The sequence below is a fragment of the Bacillus sp. z50 genome, assembly GCF_058313585.1.
Map to the genome: position 1 here is coordinate 244,596 of NZ_JBZFQL010000002.1, position 17,270 is coordinate 261,865.

Annotated in this window: 14 protein-coding genes; 7 read left to right on the top strand and 7 right to left on the bottom strand. The window is 35.8% G+C overall.

What is annotated here, in order from left to right:
- Nucleotides 1-35: 35 nt before the first annotated feature.
- On the bottom strand, nucleotides 36-1,796 hold the full coding sequence (locus tag AC4G3N_RS07020) for an ABC transporter ATP-binding protein (protein WP_139891185.1): 1,761 nt from the start codon (nucleotides 1,794-1,796) through the stop codon (nucleotides 36-38).
- 310 nt (nucleotides 1,797-2,106) lie between these two features.
- On the opposite strand from AC4G3N_RS07020, the gene AC4G3N_RS07025 reads away from it, so the two are divergent.
- From AC4G3N_RS07025 to AC4G3N_RS07040, 4 genes are all read left to right on the top strand, one after another.
- Nucleotides 2,107-2,553, top strand: coding sequence for a MarR family winged helix-turn-helix transcriptional regulator (locus AC4G3N_RS07025; protein WP_066100083.1), 447 nt, complete (start codon nucleotides 2,107-2,109; stop codon nucleotides 2,551-2,553).
- Nucleotides 2,554-2,567: 14 nt separating this feature from the next.
- The gene (locus AC4G3N_RS07030) at nucleotides 2,568-4,298 is read left to right on the top strand and encodes an ABC transporter ATP-binding protein (protein WP_491089961.1); all 1,731 of its coding nucleotides are present in this window, start codon (nucleotides 2,568-2,570) and stop codon (nucleotides 4,296-4,298) included.
- Complete coding sequence (locus tag AC4G3N_RS07035) at nucleotides 4,295-6,148, top strand: ABC transporter ATP-binding protein (RefSeq protein ID WP_491089962.1); 1,854 nt, start codon at nucleotides 4,295-4,297, stop codon at nucleotides 6,146-6,148. The genes AC4G3N_RS07030 and AC4G3N_RS07035 overlap by 4 nt, the downstream gene beginning before the upstream one ends.
- Nucleotides 6,149-6,384: 236 nt before the next feature.
- Nucleotides 6,385-7,068 carry a Na-translocating system protein MpsC family protein gene (locus AC4G3N_RS07040; RefSeq protein ID WP_491089963.1) on the top strand — a complete coding sequence of 228 codons (684 nt, stop codon included), beginning with the start codon at nucleotides 6,385-6,387 and terminating at the stop codon, nucleotides 7,066-7,068.
- Between the two features lie 1,014 nt (nucleotides 7,069-8,082).
- Here the strand turns inward: AC4G3N_RS07040 and hmpA are convergent.
- The gene (hmpA, locus tag AC4G3N_RS07045; RefSeq protein WP_490551779.1) at nucleotides 8,083-9,294 is read right to left on the bottom strand and encodes an NO-inducible flavohemoprotein; all 1,212 of its coding nucleotides are present in this window, start codon (nucleotides 9,292-9,294) and stop codon (nucleotides 8,083-8,085) included.
- Between the two features lie 166 nt (nucleotides 9,295-9,460).
- On the opposite strand from hmpA, the gene AC4G3N_RS07050 reads away from it, so the two are divergent.
- Complete coding sequence (locus AC4G3N_RS07050) at nucleotides 9,461-9,913, top strand: RrF2 family transcriptional regulator (protein WP_066100101.1); 453 nt, start codon at nucleotides 9,461-9,463, stop codon at nucleotides 9,911-9,913.
- A 1,302-nt stretch (nucleotides 9,914-11,215) separates the two neighbouring features.
- Here the strand turns inward: AC4G3N_RS07050 and AC4G3N_RS07055 are convergent.
- Together AC4G3N_RS07055 and AC4G3N_RS07060 are read right to left on the bottom strand one after the other, a co-directional pair.
- Nucleotides 11,216-11,746: an NADPH-dependent FMN reductase gene (locus AC4G3N_RS07055; protein ID WP_066100107.1), complete on the bottom strand. Its 531-nt coding sequence runs from the start codon at nucleotides 11,744-11,746 to the stop codon at nucleotides 11,216-11,218.
- 281 nt (nucleotides 11,747-12,027) lie between these two features.
- Nucleotides 12,028-12,354 carry a GNAT family N-acetyltransferase gene (locus AC4G3N_RS07060; protein WP_077247930.1) on the bottom strand — a complete coding sequence of 109 codons (327 nt, stop codon included), beginning with the start codon at nucleotides 12,352-12,354 and terminating at the stop codon, nucleotides 12,028-12,030.
- Nucleotides 12,355-12,605: 251 nt separating this feature from the next.
- Between AC4G3N_RS07060 and AC4G3N_RS07065 the strand changes: the two genes are divergently transcribed.
- Complete coding sequence (locus AC4G3N_RS07065; protein ID WP_066100113.1) at nucleotides 12,606-13,154, top strand: 2'-5' RNA ligase family protein; 549 nt, start codon at nucleotides 12,606-12,608, stop codon at nucleotides 13,152-13,154.
- Nucleotides 13,155-13,564: 410 nt separating this feature from the next.
- On the opposite strand, the gene AC4G3N_RS07070 is transcribed toward AC4G3N_RS07065, so the two are convergent.
- Nucleotides 13,565-14,458: an alpha/beta hydrolase gene (locus AC4G3N_RS07070; RefSeq protein ID WP_373925461.1), complete on the bottom strand. Its 894-nt coding sequence runs from the start codon at nucleotides 14,456-14,458 to the stop codon at nucleotides 13,565-13,567.
- Nucleotides 14,459-14,584: 126 nt separating this feature from the next.
- Between AC4G3N_RS07070 and hemH the strand changes: the two genes are divergently transcribed.
- Nucleotides 14,585-15,559, top strand: coding sequence for a ferrochelatase (gene hemH, locus AC4G3N_RS07075; protein ID WP_490558298.1), 975 nt, complete (start codon nucleotides 14,585-14,587; stop codon nucleotides 15,557-15,559).
- Nucleotides 15,560-15,803: 244 nt separating this feature from the next.
- Here the strand turns inward: hemH and AC4G3N_RS07080 are convergent, their stop codons facing one another.
- Entirely contained in the window at nucleotides 15,804-16,256 is a 453-nt protein-coding gene (locus AC4G3N_RS07080; protein WP_490551780.1) for a threonine/serine exporter family protein, read from the bottom strand.
- 12 nt (nucleotides 16,257-16,268) lie between these two features.
- Nucleotides 16,269-17,030 (bottom strand): threonine/serine exporter family protein, encoded by a 762-nt coding sequence (locus AC4G3N_RS07085; RefSeq protein ID WP_225983679.1) that lies wholly within the window; start codon nucleotides 17,028-17,030, stop codon nucleotides 16,269-16,271.
- Between the last annotated feature and the right edge of the window lie 240 nt (nucleotides 17,031-17,270).

Below are 17,270 nucleotides of genomic sequence, written 5' to 3' on the forward strand. Positions count from 1 at the left end.
TAAATATCAAAAAAAATTGTTATGCTTTGTGCAATTTATGCCTTCTCTTTTAAATTCTCATTAATTTTTAATTGCTGTGTTGCGAATTCATGGTAGAGCTTGTGAGTTTGCATTAATTCTTCATGTGTTCCTCTACCTGTAATTTCACCTTTTTCAATAAATAACAACTGATCGGCATTGACGACGGTTGATAATCGATGGGCAATAACGATTGTCGTCCTCCCTACCATTAGTTTATTTAATGCAGCCTGCACGATTTGTTCAGACTGGCTGTCTAAACTTGATGTGGCCTCGTCTAGCATTAGAATACTTGGATTTCTCAATAACGCTCTTGCTATCGCAATTCGTTGGCGCTGTCCTCCTGACAGCTTCAATCCCCTCTCCCCTACATCCGTTTGGAATCCTTCTGGAAGCTGCTGAATGAATTCAAGTGCATGAGCCATTTCAGCTGCTTGCTCCAGTTCAGCGGAGGTGACTTCCCTTTCCAAACCATAACATATATTATCCTGGATCGTACCTGCCAACAGCGGGCTTTCTTGAGATACATACCCAATATGCTTCCGCCACGATTGCAAATTGTATTCACCGATAGGAATTTCACCTATCCTGATTGATCCCTCACTTGGTTCGTAAAAGCGTTCAAGCAATTTAAACAGAGTCGTCTTCCCTCCACCGCTTGGTCCAACAATCGCTGTTACTTTTCCCGCTTCAATCTTTGCATTTAAATGACGAAGAATTAAAGACTCCTCTGCATATCCAAATGATAAATCATCGAGAACGATATCGACATTTGCTTTTACTAGTTCTTTCCCTTTGAGTAAATCCTCTTCTTTTTCATTCAGGATTTCAATTATTCTCATGGTTGCTCCCATCGAACGCTGCAATTGAGTAAAAAATGTCGTAATTTGCCCCATAGGCATAATAATTTGAAAAATGTAAAGAATAAAAGCTACAAGCGAACCTGCTGTAATAATTCCGCTCGCTACCTGCATACCGCCATACCCAATAATTCCTACTAGAGCAGCCATTAGCACTAATGTGATAATTGGTGAAACAAGAGACTGGGTCTTCGCTTCTTTTAAACCAAGAGCGAACAACCGGTTTACACCTGACATTCCCCTATTATATTCAATTTCTTCTGCATTGGATGCCTTGACTAAGCGGATTTCAGGTAGGACCTGATTTAATACCCCTGTAAATCTACCAGTTTCAGCTTGGGTCTCCTTCGAGATATTAAGCATAATTCGGCCAATTGGTATTAAAATCATGGCTGCTATTGGGAAAACAATAAATATTAACAGGGTTAATTTCCAGTTCATGATAAATAATATCGTTATAGACCCAATAACTGAAATCATTCCAGTAATAGCCCCAACTAAATGGGTAGTTATCAATTCTTTGACGACCATTGTGTCATTTGTTAATCTGCTAATCATTTCCCCTGAACCATATTTGTCAGAGTACGATACAGGCAGCTTAATCAACTTTTTCCATAATAAATCCCTCAAGCCTGCAATGATTTTTTGACCATTATATCCAAGTGCATAGGTCGCGTATGCACTTAAACCAGCTTGAGCAATAAACACCAATACAATTATGAGAATCTGACTTTTAGATAATGAAGACATACTGAAGCCGTCTACCAATTCCTTTGTTAACAATGGAATGAGCAACCCAATAAGGGTAGTAATAATACTCAGACCGAGTGCAAAACCAAGTCTTCCATATGAAGGGTTCGTTGCATGCAATAACCGAAAAAAGCGTTTATAACTCCCCTTCTGTTTTCTTTCTTTCATAAACTTTCTTCCTCCTGAGTTTAGCTTCTATATATAACGTTACCGAAGAACTGATATAAAGACAATCCTAATTATGTAAAACATTGGGATTTTAAGCTGAATTTAATATGTTTTATACATTATACATTTTTTCATTTCCTATTTCTTTTATTTAACAGACCTACAAAACCATCGTATTTAATTTGTCATATTTTACACTTTCTGAAACCGTATAGCTATATTGACTTGTATATATTATATAAATATAATTTTATTTGCTTTTAATTTGGTTACTTAACTATTAGGAAGACTTTGTTTTAGAGGTGGAGGTATGACAGTTAACAAAGACCGATCAGTTGAAAAATTGATCAGGGCTTTTACACAGTTTGACAAATTGGATTGGGAAAAGAAAACAATAAAAGGATATAAACCAAGTGAAATAAGAGTTTTGACATGTATCAAAGAAAAAACTCAACATATTACCGAGATTAAGGTATCCGAGATCAGCAAGCAGTTAAATGTTAAAATGCCATCTGTTACCCCCATTTTAAATAAGCTGGAACAGCATAACCTAATTACCCGCAGAATTGATAAAAATGATCGCAGGGTGGTACTGGTTACATTAACATGTGAGGGAGATTCTGTAGCAGATGCAGCACTTGCTAAATTACATCAAACTTTTACCCTTCTAGAGGAATATATCGGATTAGATGATAGTAAGGAACTCACCCGATTATTAACCAAAGTGTATGAGTTTTTTAATGAAAATCAGTATTAAGGAGTTGTTAATTTTTGAGGAAATTGTTTCGCTATTTAGCACCGTATAAATTACCGATTGTTTTTATATTCGCATTGGTATTTATACAGTCATTATCAGAATTATTCTTACCCACATTGATGTCTGACATCATCGACAAAGGTGTCATTAATCAGAACATACCATACATATGGAAAATTGGCGGATTTATGCTTTTGGTTGCTGCAGTTGGTACGCTTTGCTCTATTACGGCAAGTTACTTCAGCGCCAAAGTATCCATGTCATTTGGCAAAAATCTTCGCTCCAGAGTATTCTCCCATGTTGAGAATTTTTCACTTCATGAATTTGAACAAGTTGGTACTGCTTCCTTAATTACAAGAACAACCAATGATATAACACAGGTACAATTGGTCCTTAACATGATCCTTAGAATGATGATAATGGCACCTTTAATGGCTATTGGTGGCATTATTATGGCCTTTTCAAAAGATCCCGAACTATCCTGGGTTATCATCCTTGCGATTCCGGTCTTAGTGGGCGTTATTCTTTTTGTCATCTGGAAAGGCGTCCCTCTATTTAAACTGGTTCAACGCAGATTGGATGCTGTAAACCGTGTCATTCGCGAAAATTTGACTGGTGTCCGTGTCATTCGTTCCTTTAATCGGATCAATTTTGAAAAGGAACGTTTTAAGAAGGCCAACAAAGACTTAAGAGACACTACTATCAAAGTGAATAAATTAATGGCTACACTTATGCCGCTCATGATGCTGATTATGAACTATACAACCATTGCGGTTGTTTGGTTTGGTGCAATCAGGATTGATCATGGAGATATGCAGGTCGGTGATTTAATGGCCTTTATTCAATATGCCATGCAAATTATGTTCTCCATGGTTATGCTTTCCATGATGTTTGTCATGATTCCTCGTGCTTCTGCTTCCGCAGCTCGTATTAATGAAGTATTGGCGATTAAGCCCACTATTAAAGATGAGCCAATTAAACATGAAGCTAAACCAACTAAAACTGGCTACCTGGAATTTAAGAATGTTACATTCAGCTATCCAGGTGCCGAAGAACCTGCCTTAAAAGGCCTTTCATTTAGCGCTGGTCCTGGTGAGGTTACAGCCATTATCGGCGGAACTGGTTCTGGGAAATCAACATTATTAAAGCTGATTCCTCGTTTTTATGAACCGACTGAAGGCAGTATTTATCTAAATGGAATCAATATTAAGGAACTGGAATTAGTGGATTTACGTAACCGAATTGGTCTAGTTCCTCAGAAAGCTGTTTTATTCACCGGTACCGTAAAGGAAAATATCCTCTACGGAAATGAGAATGCCAGTGATGAGGAAGTCACCCATGCTGCAAAAGTCGCACAAGCCTATGATTTTGTTTCTAATATGAAGGAAGGCTTTGACTCTCCTATTTCTCAGGGCGGTACAAATATTTCCGGAGGACAAAAGCAACGTCTGTCCATTGCGAGAGCCTTGGTTCGAAAACCGGAAATCTATATGTTTGATGACAGCTTTTCTGCACTGGATTTCAAAACGGACGCTAAGCTGCGGAAAGCTTTAAAAAGTGAAACCACGGAAGGAACGGTTTTATTGGTTGCCCAACGTGTATCTACGGTTATGGATGCCGATCGTATCATTGTATTGGATGAAGGAAATGTTATGGGAATTGGTACACATGAAGAATTACTAAAATCATGTGATACCTATCAAGAAATTGTGAAGTCACAGCTTTCTGAGGAGGAGATTGCATGAGCAGAATGACAAGAAGACAATCAAATCCGGGATTTGGTCCTCCAGGTGGTCCAGGAGCACCGATACAAAAAGCAAAAGATTTTAAGGGTACGTTAAAACGATTAATTCGTTATTTAGCACCTTATAAATTTCGCCTTTTAACTGTATTGCTGGCTGCAATCCTCAGTACGGTTTTCACCATTGTCGGCCCAAAAGTATTAGGTAAAGCGACAACGAAAATATTTGAAGGCATTATGAAAAAAATGTCAGGTATTCCTGGCGCAGGCATCGATTTTGAGTATATCATTCGAATTCTCTTCCTACTCGGCGCCTTATATTTGTTTAGCTCAATCTTCGCCTTTATCCAGCAATATATTATGGCAAGCGTTGCTCAAAATACGGTATTTACATTAAGAGAAGAAGCTGAAGCTAAGGTATCTCGGCTGCCTTTAAAGTATTTTGATGGAACAACTACAGGTGAAACTTTAAGCCGGATTGTGAATGATATTGATAATATCAGCACTACCTTACAACAAAGCTTAACACAGCTTATTACCAGTGTAGTAACGATTATTGGTGTTATTATTATGATGCTGTCGATCAGCCCGGTTATGACAGGAATTCTTCTTTTAACATTACCTTTAAGCGGAGTAGTCGCTGTATTTGTAGCCAAAAAATCTCAAACCTACTTTGCTGGCCAACAAAAATCACTTGGAAATTTAAGTGGCCATGTTGAAGAAATCTATACTGGACATGAGGTCGTGAAAGCCTTTGGCCAAGAGGAAAAAGCTTTGGAAGAGTTTGAGGCAATAAATGAAAAATTATACGAATCATCCTGGAAAGCACAGTTTATTTCAGGTGTAATTATGCCCTTCATGCAATTTATCGGAAACATCGGATATGTACTCATATGTGTAGTTGGCGGTATTTTTGTTACAAACGGAAGAATAACAGTTGGTGATATACAGGCTTTTATACAATATGCACGCCAATTCACACAACCGATTACTCAAACGGCGAATATCGCTAACATTATTCAATCTACTGTTGCTTCTGCAGAACGTGTATTTGAACTGCTAGATGAGGAGGAGGAGGAAGCAGAAACAACGAATCCACAAATGATTTCTCATCCAAAAGGACATGTGGTTTTTGATCATGTTGCATTCGGATATAAGCAGGATCAGCTATTGATTGAAGATATGAATCTTGATGTCAAACCAGGGCAAAAAGTAGCCATAGTAGGTCCGACCGGTGCAGGTAAAACAACAATGATTAACCTGTTAATGCGTTTTTATGAATTAAATGGCGGAAGCATAAAAATTGATGGTGTCGATATTAAAGAAATGAAACGCGGAGATCTCCATGGATTATTCGGTATGGTTCTTCAGGATACATGGCTCTTTAATGGTACCATTGCAGATAATATTGGCTATGGTCGTGAAGGTGCCACTCGTGAAGAAATTATTGAAGCAGCCCAAGCAGCTCATGCCGATCATTTTATTCGTACATTGCCAGAAGGATATGAAACTGAATTAAATGAAGAAGCATCCAATATATCACAGGGTCAAAAACAATTGCTTACAATAGCTCGTGCCATTTTAGCAAACCCTTCTATTCTAATCTTGGATGAAGCAACAAGCAGTGTTGATACAAGAACTGAAATCTTTATTCAGAAAGCGATGAATCGCTTAATGGAAAATCGTACAAGCTTTGTGATCGCTCACCGTTTATCCACGATTAAAGATGCAGATTTAATTCTAGTAATGAATAAAGGAACCGTCATTGAACAAGGTACTCATGATGAGTTGCTGAGACAAAATGGTTTCTATGCGGATCTTTATAACAGCCAGTTTGCAGATGAAGCCGTATAAAACAAATGTGCCGGGAAGAAAACTTCCCGGCACATTTGATAATATTAAATATTATTTCCGCAGCGCCAAAGTTTGACCAATCACCCCTCTCATGTCCTAATCGTTTCTAGATGTTTTCGTTGACTTTAATCTTTTAATTCAGACTAAAATCCCCTGTAATAAGTCTTTGTCTGATGTTTCAAAAAAATTACTTAGGGATAAATGATAAGAAAGTCACAAAGCCTGAGGTGTATGATATGGAAATAACAAAAGCCGAAAAAGACATTAGCAGTTATATAGGAAGAATGCTAAGAGAAACCTTCGGACGGGGCCCCAGCCACGTTATTTGTACGTTATCGTCTCCTACTCTTGCTGTGCATCTTGCCGATTTCCTTTCCCCTATGGAGAAATCCTTATTGGCTAATCAAGATGGTGAAGTTTACGTGCAAAAGAACCGGGACCTTCTCATGGAAACCATAATCAAAGACATCACCTCCTATATTGAAGCAGCATTAGGAACAAAAGTTGATGAATTCTTTTATGATTGGAATTTGCAAACTTCGACTGGCATGTTTATTATTACGCTATCAAAAACAGCAACGAGCATCAGTGATTATAGAAATAGAGAGAAAGTCGAACGAGAATTAGCGAAGGTTACCAAGCTTGCTCAAAAAGAACCAGTGGAAATCTATTCAACTATGCTCAATAAGCGGCAGCTGATGATTGTCCGAAAAGGTATAATGGTTCCGATCGAAAAGGAAATGATCAAGTTCGGCTTTACTGAACAATTAACGATCGCGAAGCGGGATTTGGAGAAACGTTTGATAATAGAGCATAAAAGAAACTTCGAGAACTATTTAAACACCAAAATAATCGATAAATTTACTTTTTGGAATTTCGAGAAAGATACTAGCTATATTATTTTCATTTTGCAAAGTTGATTGGTTGATTGACAATAACCCCCATCTGCGATAAAGTTATCTGTAACATCTTAATAAAATAACTGATAGCAATGAGTGGGCATAGAACCATACATAAGTCAGGAAAGGATTAATAAATTTGTCCTTTTCTGGCTTTTTTTATGAATAAATTCAAAAAAAAACAGGGGATGATTACCTATAAATATGGAAGATTGTATACTAATAAAGAAGGAACTATTAGACAGATTAGATTCGTTTAAGAAACAGAAATTATTAGGCAGCCACATAATTAAACGGATGGAAATGGAACATTATATAGAAAATGTTGCAAGCTCTTTATCAATTAATTATAAAAAAGAGTCAAATTCGACTAACACTGTTTATTATTTCTGTATCAATGAGAGTCAATTACAATTGAAATTCTTGTTTCGCTACGGTACATATTATACACGACACCAAATTATTAACCGATATGAATAGAGACTGATTTTATCGGGTGATCCTTTTATTAAGTATACTGACTATCTAGCCATTCAATCAGCTACCTTTATGAAATGTCAATGCAAACATATGAAATGTACATATAGACTAAAAGAAACCTGGTTTTTGTGTACAGCTGCAGATTAATCATTTAGGGTTAACCAGCTGAGATAGTTGTGTCTCTGAACATACCGATTTAAGGCAAGAAGTATTAGATTAATCCTTAGGCACTTCATTTGAATGTCTTTCACTAAACAAATGACGGTAATTAATACCTGATCAACAAACGCACTAAAGGTGCTTGAGGAATTCTTCTTATTGTTTTTTATAATCTTTATCTCTGTATATTCCTTTACCATCCTCCCCTCTTTTAATCTATTAAACCAATCAATTCAGCGCACACTTTTAGTAATGTTTGGGATCGTTATAGAATAATAAAATCATGGTGAGTTACGGAGACAAAACATATTCTCTGCTGATTTTCACAACAAAGAGTTTAACAGACGAGGAATTTATAAAAAATATGCCAGGAATAAACTTCCCAGCATGTTTTTTTCACACTTTTTCTGTTACTGTTTCGATTTTCATGGAAGGTCCAAAAAATTCAAACCGTACTTTTTCTTGCGGTACGCCTAGTTTATAAAGCATTTGAATGACACCTTGCATAAATTCGACTGGCCCACAAACATAGAAAATTCCATTCTGATCTAATTGCCTCAATACCTCTTCATTGATTCTGCCTATTTTATAATTCTCCTCGATTACATCAGCTTCTTCATTATAAAAGTTGATTGTCATATCATGCATTTGCCTGTTTAACATGGAGAGCTCATCAGCAAATGCTTGAACCTTCCTGTTTTTAAACGCGTGTATCAAAGTAATTTTTCTTAATGATTCCTGTTTATAAAGTGTATTCAACATACTAATAAATGGCGTTATCCCTACTCCGGCAGCTATAAAGGTAATTGGCTCGGTGTCCTCTTCTAAAGTAAAATCTCCCGCTGGTACCGTTAGTTGTACTATATCACCCGTACAAACTTCCTTATGCAGGTAATTAGATACTTTACCATCAGGATTGTCATGCATACTTTCACTTTTTACAGAAATTCGATAGTATTCACCATTGGATACATTCGTTAAGCTATATTGGCGATTCATCATAAACTGTTCTCCTGGAATTTGAACCCGAACAGTTATATATTGGCCCGGTTCAAATTCGGGTATTGCCAGCCCATCGGTTGGTTTTAAATAGAAGGAAGTAATACCGTCACTTTCCCTCACTTTCTTTATGACTTCAAATTCTCGATAGTCTCTCCAACCACCAACCTTATTTTCCGCTTCTTCATACATTTCACGTTCAACCCCTATGAAGATATCAGCGATTGCCCCATAGGCCTCTTCCCACGCTTTTAAAATATCATCTGTAGCCGCATCACCTAATACTTTTTTAATAGCCAACAATAAATATTTTCCTACAATCGGATAATGCTCAGGTTTAATCATTAAACTACGGTGTTTATGTGCAATTTGTTTTACAACCGGCAGAAGCACTTCCAATTGATCGATATAATAGGCCGCAGCTGTTACCGTATTTGCTAATGCAGTCTGCTGTCTGCCTCTTTTTTGATTTGCATGATTAAAAATATTCAAAAGCTCAGGATGTGCTTCAAACATCGTTTTATAAAATACCGTAGTTATTTCCTTACCCCTTGTTTCCAATATTGGTGCAGTTGATTTCACAATTTCGATTGTTTGAGTAGACAACATATAAAAATCCCCTTTTAAAGATGTATTTGAAATACATCTTTAATTTTACTCTATTGGAAAGTAAAAGCAATATTTCAGATACATCTTTTCTGTGAACTTTCTTTGGAAGCCTATTTATGTATGGTAGTATTAAAGATGAGTAGATAATCTGAAGCGGGGCGTGACTATGCGATTAACAAATTTCAGTGACTATTCCATCAGGGTGCTTATGTACTTGGCAAGTCATCCCGATCGATTAGTAAATATAAAAGAAATTGCTGATGCCTATGGCATATCCAAAAATCATTTAATGAAAATCATATACCAGCTGGGCAAGTTAGGTTATATAGAAACAATACGTGGGCGTAATGGCGGCATGAGACTGGCAATGAAACCTCATGAAATCAATATCGGGGGTTTAGTAAGAAAAACTGAAGAAGATTTTAACATAGTTGAGTGTTTTTCTGATCATAATACATGTCCCATCTCTCCTGTTTGTACGTTGAGAGGTATTTTAAATAAAGCATTGTATGCTTTTTTAAACGTATTAGATGGCTATACACTCGCAGATATATCTCAAAACAAAGAAGTGTTAGCTCAATTTCTAGGAGCTTATTCCGAAGTAAACAATGATTCGTAAAATCCACTTTAGAAATAACATTTATGATACAAATCTATTTAAAAGGCAGTGCGGCAGTCATTTATGGCCTGTTGCACTGCCTTTTTAGACAAATTATATTTACGTACCACATTAAATCGTTGAAGAGAACCGTCCTATATTAAATCTTCATTCTTCTATCATCTAAATTCCAATAATCATAATCGTTCGCTGTGAGAGTATTATAGATAAGCAAATAAAAAAACGAGGCTGGGAAATAACTTGAAAACAATCCTGTAGACGAACGATATCTAAATTAATCTTACTAGACTTTGTTGCTTATTAAAGAGTTAAGTTTGAGAAAAAAGTCTGTTCCATTGGGCGCTTCCTCGGCTGAGCCTGCTGGGTCTTAAGCCTCCTCTACTTCCCAAGGAGTCGAGTGGCTTCCGTTCCATTCCACTTGATATGAATAATCGTATGCAGAATGAACCTTTCTATTGAAGACAATTAAAACGCAACCTAGCCGGCGAATATCCAATTGAAATATCACCTAATAGTTTGGGTTTATCATTAACTGAAATACTTGTCCCAGCCTCGCCTCTCTTTAAAAGGCAGTAAGTTTTTCTCTTTGATATCATGGTCTATTTTAGACCATTTATCATTACCTGAAGCTTTTTTGAATGTCATTCTATGCGAAGGTTGGAACCTACGAAAGGAAATTCGTCGTGATACAATTTTTACTATAAACAATCTCGGTCTAATTCTATACCTTTAACAGGAACTTGATACTAACCATTAGTCTTAAGGGTTATAATTTACATAATATTTTGAATGTGGAAAAATTTTAACGGTGAATTAACAGAATCTTTTGTGATATTATTTAAATATAACATCATGAGGAAAGAAGGTGATATAGTGTGCGCTCAAAAAAAATATAATGAATTATTAAATGAATTGAGAAAAAATTATCAAATGTACTATGATAACCGGTCCATATCACACAAAGATTTTTATAAACGACGCGTACATTTAATTATGAAACTTCGTACATTGGATATCAATGAAGATAAATCATTAATAAGCGATATTTCAAACTATTCATCTGATTTTAATAAACACAATTAACCCTTTCATATAAATTGAATGAAAAAGAGATTGAGCAGTTTAAAAATCAATTCAATCTCTTCATCCAATTCTCTGTAGGAAGAAAATCTCTTACTTTTTTATGTCTTAGTAAGTCGTCTACTCCTATCTTTATCTTGAATGCTCTATATTCTATTGAAATGCTAGGAATGCAGATACCATTTTTCTCATTCACATTTAGTTAGAGGATCTGATAAAATTTTAGTGAATCTCCTTTAAATCAATAACTTCCTGAGCCAATGCTTGGATCCTATTATTCTCCTCTTCATTTACAATTTTATTGCCAGGTCCAAAGCAGCTTGTATGTAAAAATACATTATTAAATGGTATTATCGCTTTGAAATAAGATAATATCGGTTTTAATTGGTACTCAGTTACTAAAAAGTGTTTTTCAGATCCTCCATTCGTAACAATTCCTACCACTTTTCCTTTAAAACAATCCGGAGCTAAATGATCAAATAGATTTTTTAGAACACCCGGTATCGACGCCTGATAAATGGGTGTACCAATTATTATAATATCCGCATCGTTTAGTTTATTGACTACCGTTCGGGTATCCTGATTATAGGATGAAAAAGGAATGCCTCTTACAAATTCCACATTATAATTTCTAAGATCTATTAATTCTGTATCTAATTGATTATCTATTTTGTTTACAGCTGCCAATACCTCTTCCACTGATTTAGGTGTTTTTTCACCAATTATGGAACCTGATAATCCTATTACTTTCATTACCTATTCACACTCCCACTCCATGCATCGCCATATTTTGTTATTTCTATACTTTTATCATACTTTTTGGAGGACGGAATATCTACTATTTCTGCTTTTCGTAAAAATCTGTATTCGAAATAACAAATCATTAACATAAAGGGGTGAAAGCCTCTTTAATGTCAGCAAAACAAGAAGTACCTCGGCCCAAACAGATTTTGTATATCCATATTTTAAAAACAAAAATCCTTACTTTTGCAAATAAGGAAGTGAAATAGGTGTGTACATTTTAGATTATTGGATTACATTAAAACATCCTGATATTCTTTTTTATTTTCAAGCATCATTTTTGCAAATGGACAAACGGGCTTAATATATTTATTTTCATTTCTTGCATGCAATACTACACGGTTTACTAATGCCTTGCCCAAACCTTTCCCCCTGTAGCTATTTGCAACTAATGTATGATTAATGATGATACTCCCTTGTTCAGATACCTCTTGCTCATCTGCCACAAATTCTATCTGAGCAACAATATTACCGCCAATTGCTATATAAAAATCGTTACTACAGCCAGGCACAATAACCCTCTCCCATCTTTTATTATTTATGACATCTGTAAAGTATATGAATAGACTGGTTGATTATCGGTATATAACATTTTAGAAGTTAATCCTCATAAGGACTATTGAAGATATAATTGAATACAAATTTTATATTAAAGTCTTAAACTTCGAGACAGTTAAAGTTTCTTTGTCTCATTAAAAGTATATGAATAGCATCTTTTTTATGGCTGTTGTTTTTCACGTAATAATTCCATTTGCATGTTCGGTATTTTCTGTTAAAATAATTAAAACTGAAAATAAGGGTGTAAAGAAGAATGAATTTGGAGTATTTTATAGGGATTGTTCCACCTGAAGAATATTTGGAACGTATTGAGCATTTTCAAAGTAAATGGATTAAACAATCGGGTGTAGAACCACACATAACATTGAAAGCACAAGGAGGACTAACTCCAGATAAACAATGGATTGATAAGGTACAAACCGTATGCGATACCTTCAAACCTTTTCAAGTATCATTAGATAAGCCCAACTATTTTGGAGATAGCGTTTTATATTTGAGTGTTAACTCAACTAACTTACACAAATTGCATCAAAAAATCATTAATGAGATTTCACCGTCAGAAGACTTAATAAAACAGTATTTTGAACTTGATGCCTTTGTACCTCACTTAACTCTGGGGAAAGAAAAATACGGTGGAAATATTTCTACTGGGCTCTCTAAAAAAGAACTAATAGAAATGGAAAAAATAGCAGATAGAGAGTTGAAACCGTACCCTAATTTTACAGTAGATTTTATTAGAATATATGAACTGAACATTGAAAAGCAAAGATATGAAAAATATTTAGATATCTCTTTAAGGTGATCACACATATCAAGGTCTTTTTATGCATTTCTCAACATTCCAACTGTTTTATAATTAGATTTTTTTGAAATAAACATTTGTTCCACGCGTTTATTAAATCCTAAATCTTTTCCTGATTCAAGCCAATGGAACCAATAGAGATAATTTCCAATATTATCCTTAAATCAATTATACCCATTTATACAGGGCACAAACTATACAAAACAGCCTTATTATTAATAAAATCCATCATTCATGTATATATATCCATTTAATAACATTATTATGAACTTTTTTAATAAATATGTTTAAGGATATGCGCTTATAAAAAGAAGCAGTCCAACTCTAAATGAATTGAACCGCCATTGTTTTTCGATTTATTTATATAGATTTATCAAAAATCATCAGGACAGCGTAAGCCCAGCATTAATCTAGGAAAAGGCCTCTTTTAATTCATCACTAATTAAGTGCCATGCCTCTTCAGCCTGTTTCAATTCACCTGTATGAGTAAATGCATGTGCAGCTTCCATGTACCTCTTCTTCTTGACTGTCACCCCAGCTTCTTCAAGCTGGCTTGCATAGTAGTCGGCTTCATCTGCAAGAGAGTCAAATTCAGCAGTGATGATTAAAGCAGGCGGCAAGTCTTCCAAATCCTCAGCATATACAGGAGAGACCAATGGGTTTTCCGCATCTTTCATTGATTTTAAATAGGATTCATTAAACAGTTTTGCCAGTCTGGGTGGTATGGCTTTTTTATGCTTGAATTTCAGGTCCGGATCAGTAGCAAGGTCCAGCGGTGGATAATTAAGGATTTGCTTCACTAAAGGAATCTGCTCTCTCTCCTTGTTCAGCAAACAAAGAGCAGCTGCTAAATTCCCACCTGCACTATGTCCCCCAACTGCTATTCGCTTATTGTCTACCTGAAGGACATTGGGGTTCTCATAAAGCCATTTCAGAATATCATAGCATTCATATATTGCAGCAGGAAATTTGTATTCTGGTGCCAGATGATAATCAATATTCACTACTAAACAACTGGCTCGGTCCGCTATCACAGGACACCACGCATCATCCAATTCAGCACTTCCCATCACAAATCCACCGCCATGCATATTCACAAAAACGGGTAATGGTCCCTCTGTATTCCGGTTTGGCCGATATGTAATGACGCGAGTATTTCCTAAATTTGTTTCAATCAACCGCTCCTCCCTTTCAACGTTAGGTTTTATACTAGGTTTCAGGAAGGAGGCCTGTACCATCTTACGTTCCATCATCCGAATGGTCTTTGCGAGTATTTTTTGATTTAGAACAAGCAATATACACACTCCTTTTATCTGGGACTGTAACAATTGAGTCAAATAGTACGTTTTTGTACAAAAAGTTTTTGTAATATAAATTATATATATATTAAAATAATAATAACAATATTATTATACGGCAGGAGAATGGATATGGAAAAGACAGCTATTCTTTTAGTTAACTTGGGTACACCTGATCAACCAACCACGTCCTCTGTACGTTCGTATTTAAAAGAATTTCTAAGTGACAGTAGAGTAATTGATTTACCTAGGTGGAAATGGATGCCTGTCCTGCACGGAATTATTCTGAGAACACGGCCGCCGAAAACCGCAAAGCTCTACCAATCTATATGGACGAATGAAGGATCACCTTTATTAACCATCTCTATTAAACAAAAACAAGAATTAGAGAAACAATTCGCACATTCTAATATTAAAGTCTCACTTGCTATGAATTATGGTAAACCATCTATAAAGGATGAATTAGAAAAGCTGCATAAATGGGGAATGCGCCGATTAATTGTCGTGCCTTTATTTCCGCAATATTCCTCCACTACTACAGGATCTGTATGGGATCATTTGAACCAAACATTATCTAAATGGAGAGATATCCCGGAAGTAATATTTATACGTGACTACCCTGATCATCCAATATGGATTAAATTATTAAAAACGCGTATTGAACTATGCACAAAAGAACATGGCCACCCTGATGCGGTAGTCCTGTCCTATCATGGCATACCTAAAAGATATGTATCTGATGGTGACGATTATCCATACCAATGCTTAAAAACCACTCAAGCTCTAAAAAAAGAATTGCCAGATCACACTATCATTACATGCTATCAATCTAAATTTGGTAAGGAACCTTGGCTTGAACCTTCAACCAGTGAAACGTTACGTCATCTTGCCAAAAGCGGTTCTAAACATATTCACATTCTCGCTCCCAGTTTTACAGTAGATTGCCTGGAAACACTGGAAGAACTTCAGGTTGAGAATCATACTATTTTTATGGAAAACGGCGGTGAAAAATATCATTATATAGAAGCTGCCAATGACGATCCTTTATTTATTGAATGCCTGATGGATATCATTAAGCCTTATTTGGCTCCAATAAAAATCATTTAGCATAGCAATATTGGAAAATATTCCAATTTAATTTTATCATAACCAGCAAAAAAATAAACAATAAAGAACCAACCCTTTTTCTGGAACGTCCTTTATTGTTTATTTAGCTCGGTTCATGAATTTCTAATCTAGCAACATTTCTTCCATTTTTATCATATATTCATTTAAAGGAACCTATTCCACTAGATAATTTTCTCTCCTAATTAACTCCACTAAAAAACAGTATGATTATTATCATACTGCCTTAACGAACTATCTTGAAATTTTTAATCATATATAAACTGCTCTTAAATAGGATATCAGATAAAACCAGTCCAATTGCAATCCCAACTGCACAGTAACCAACATTTAAAAATCCGATTAGCGCACCATCATAGTCCTGTAGTGTTAATAAACGAAATGCCTGAAAAGCTGTTATTCCCGGAACGATTGGCACCAGTCCCGGTACATAAAAGACAGTCAGCGGCATCTTAAAAATTCGTGCAGAGATTTGTCCGGCAAAGGCTAATAACAACGAACACACTATACTGGATAGAAATACGCCGTACCCTTCCGTGCTTAAAATCCAGTATCCCATCCAACCGCACATCCCTACAAGTCCTCCTATTGGTATAGACTTGCGCGGAACATTACAAATAACTGCGAAGGATATCGATGATAGAAAGCTAAAAACCATATGAATAAGGATCTGATTCACTATTTCCGCCTCCTAATTGATAAATAAATAATAGACGGTAGCAATACCCGTACCAATCGCACCCGCAATGAAGACAGCCTCCACTAACCGGATTGTTCCTGAGAGATAATGCTTTGCCATCATATCGCGAATAGCATTGGTCATCGCAATTCCAGGTACAAGCGGTGCAACCGTCCCTATCATGACGGAATTTAAATGACTTCCCATTATACTGTTAATATAATAGGCAACAATCCCACCCAAAAAAGCAGCTATGTATTCCACTATGAATGGTGTTTTCATTATTTTAAAGCCAATTAAATAGGTTATATAACACAAAAGGCCACCAATCATACTAGCCGGTAAATCCACAAATGTGCCATTCATAATCAGCATAACGCTTCCGCTCAATACAGCTGTACAAATAAGTCTGAACCATAAGGGGTAGTCAAGCGGGTCCTGATCCACTGCTTTCAGTTCCGAAAGAACTTCCTCAATTGTCAGACGGCCTTCTGAATACATTCTTGATATTTGATTGACCTTCGTTACCTTTTCAAGATTATGATCCCGATTATCGATTCTAACGAAATTCGTATTGTCCAAGCCTATATTCACAAAAATTCCATTAACTGTCACATATGTAAATGCATTTGTTCCATGCTTTATTCCTAGTGAAGTACTAATCATTCTTTCCATTGTATCCTCTACCCGGCTCGTTTCCGCTCCGTTTTCCAGCATAATACGCCCGGCCAGAAGACTGGCATCAATAATAATCTTATTTTTGTCTACTGCCACTTTCGTCAACTCACTTCACATTTAATATCAATCAATGCCTATATATTGTACAATAATTTTTCTGAAAAGATAGAGGTAAAATGAGCGAAAACTAAAACTTTGTTAATAGAGAGGATAAGACTAATAATCTAACCCTATAATTCACTATTTCGCAATGATTAAGTCGATATTCTTGTTATGAATTATCCAATTATCAGGAAATCCATAAATTAGACTAAATTACTTCAAATATTATACTAC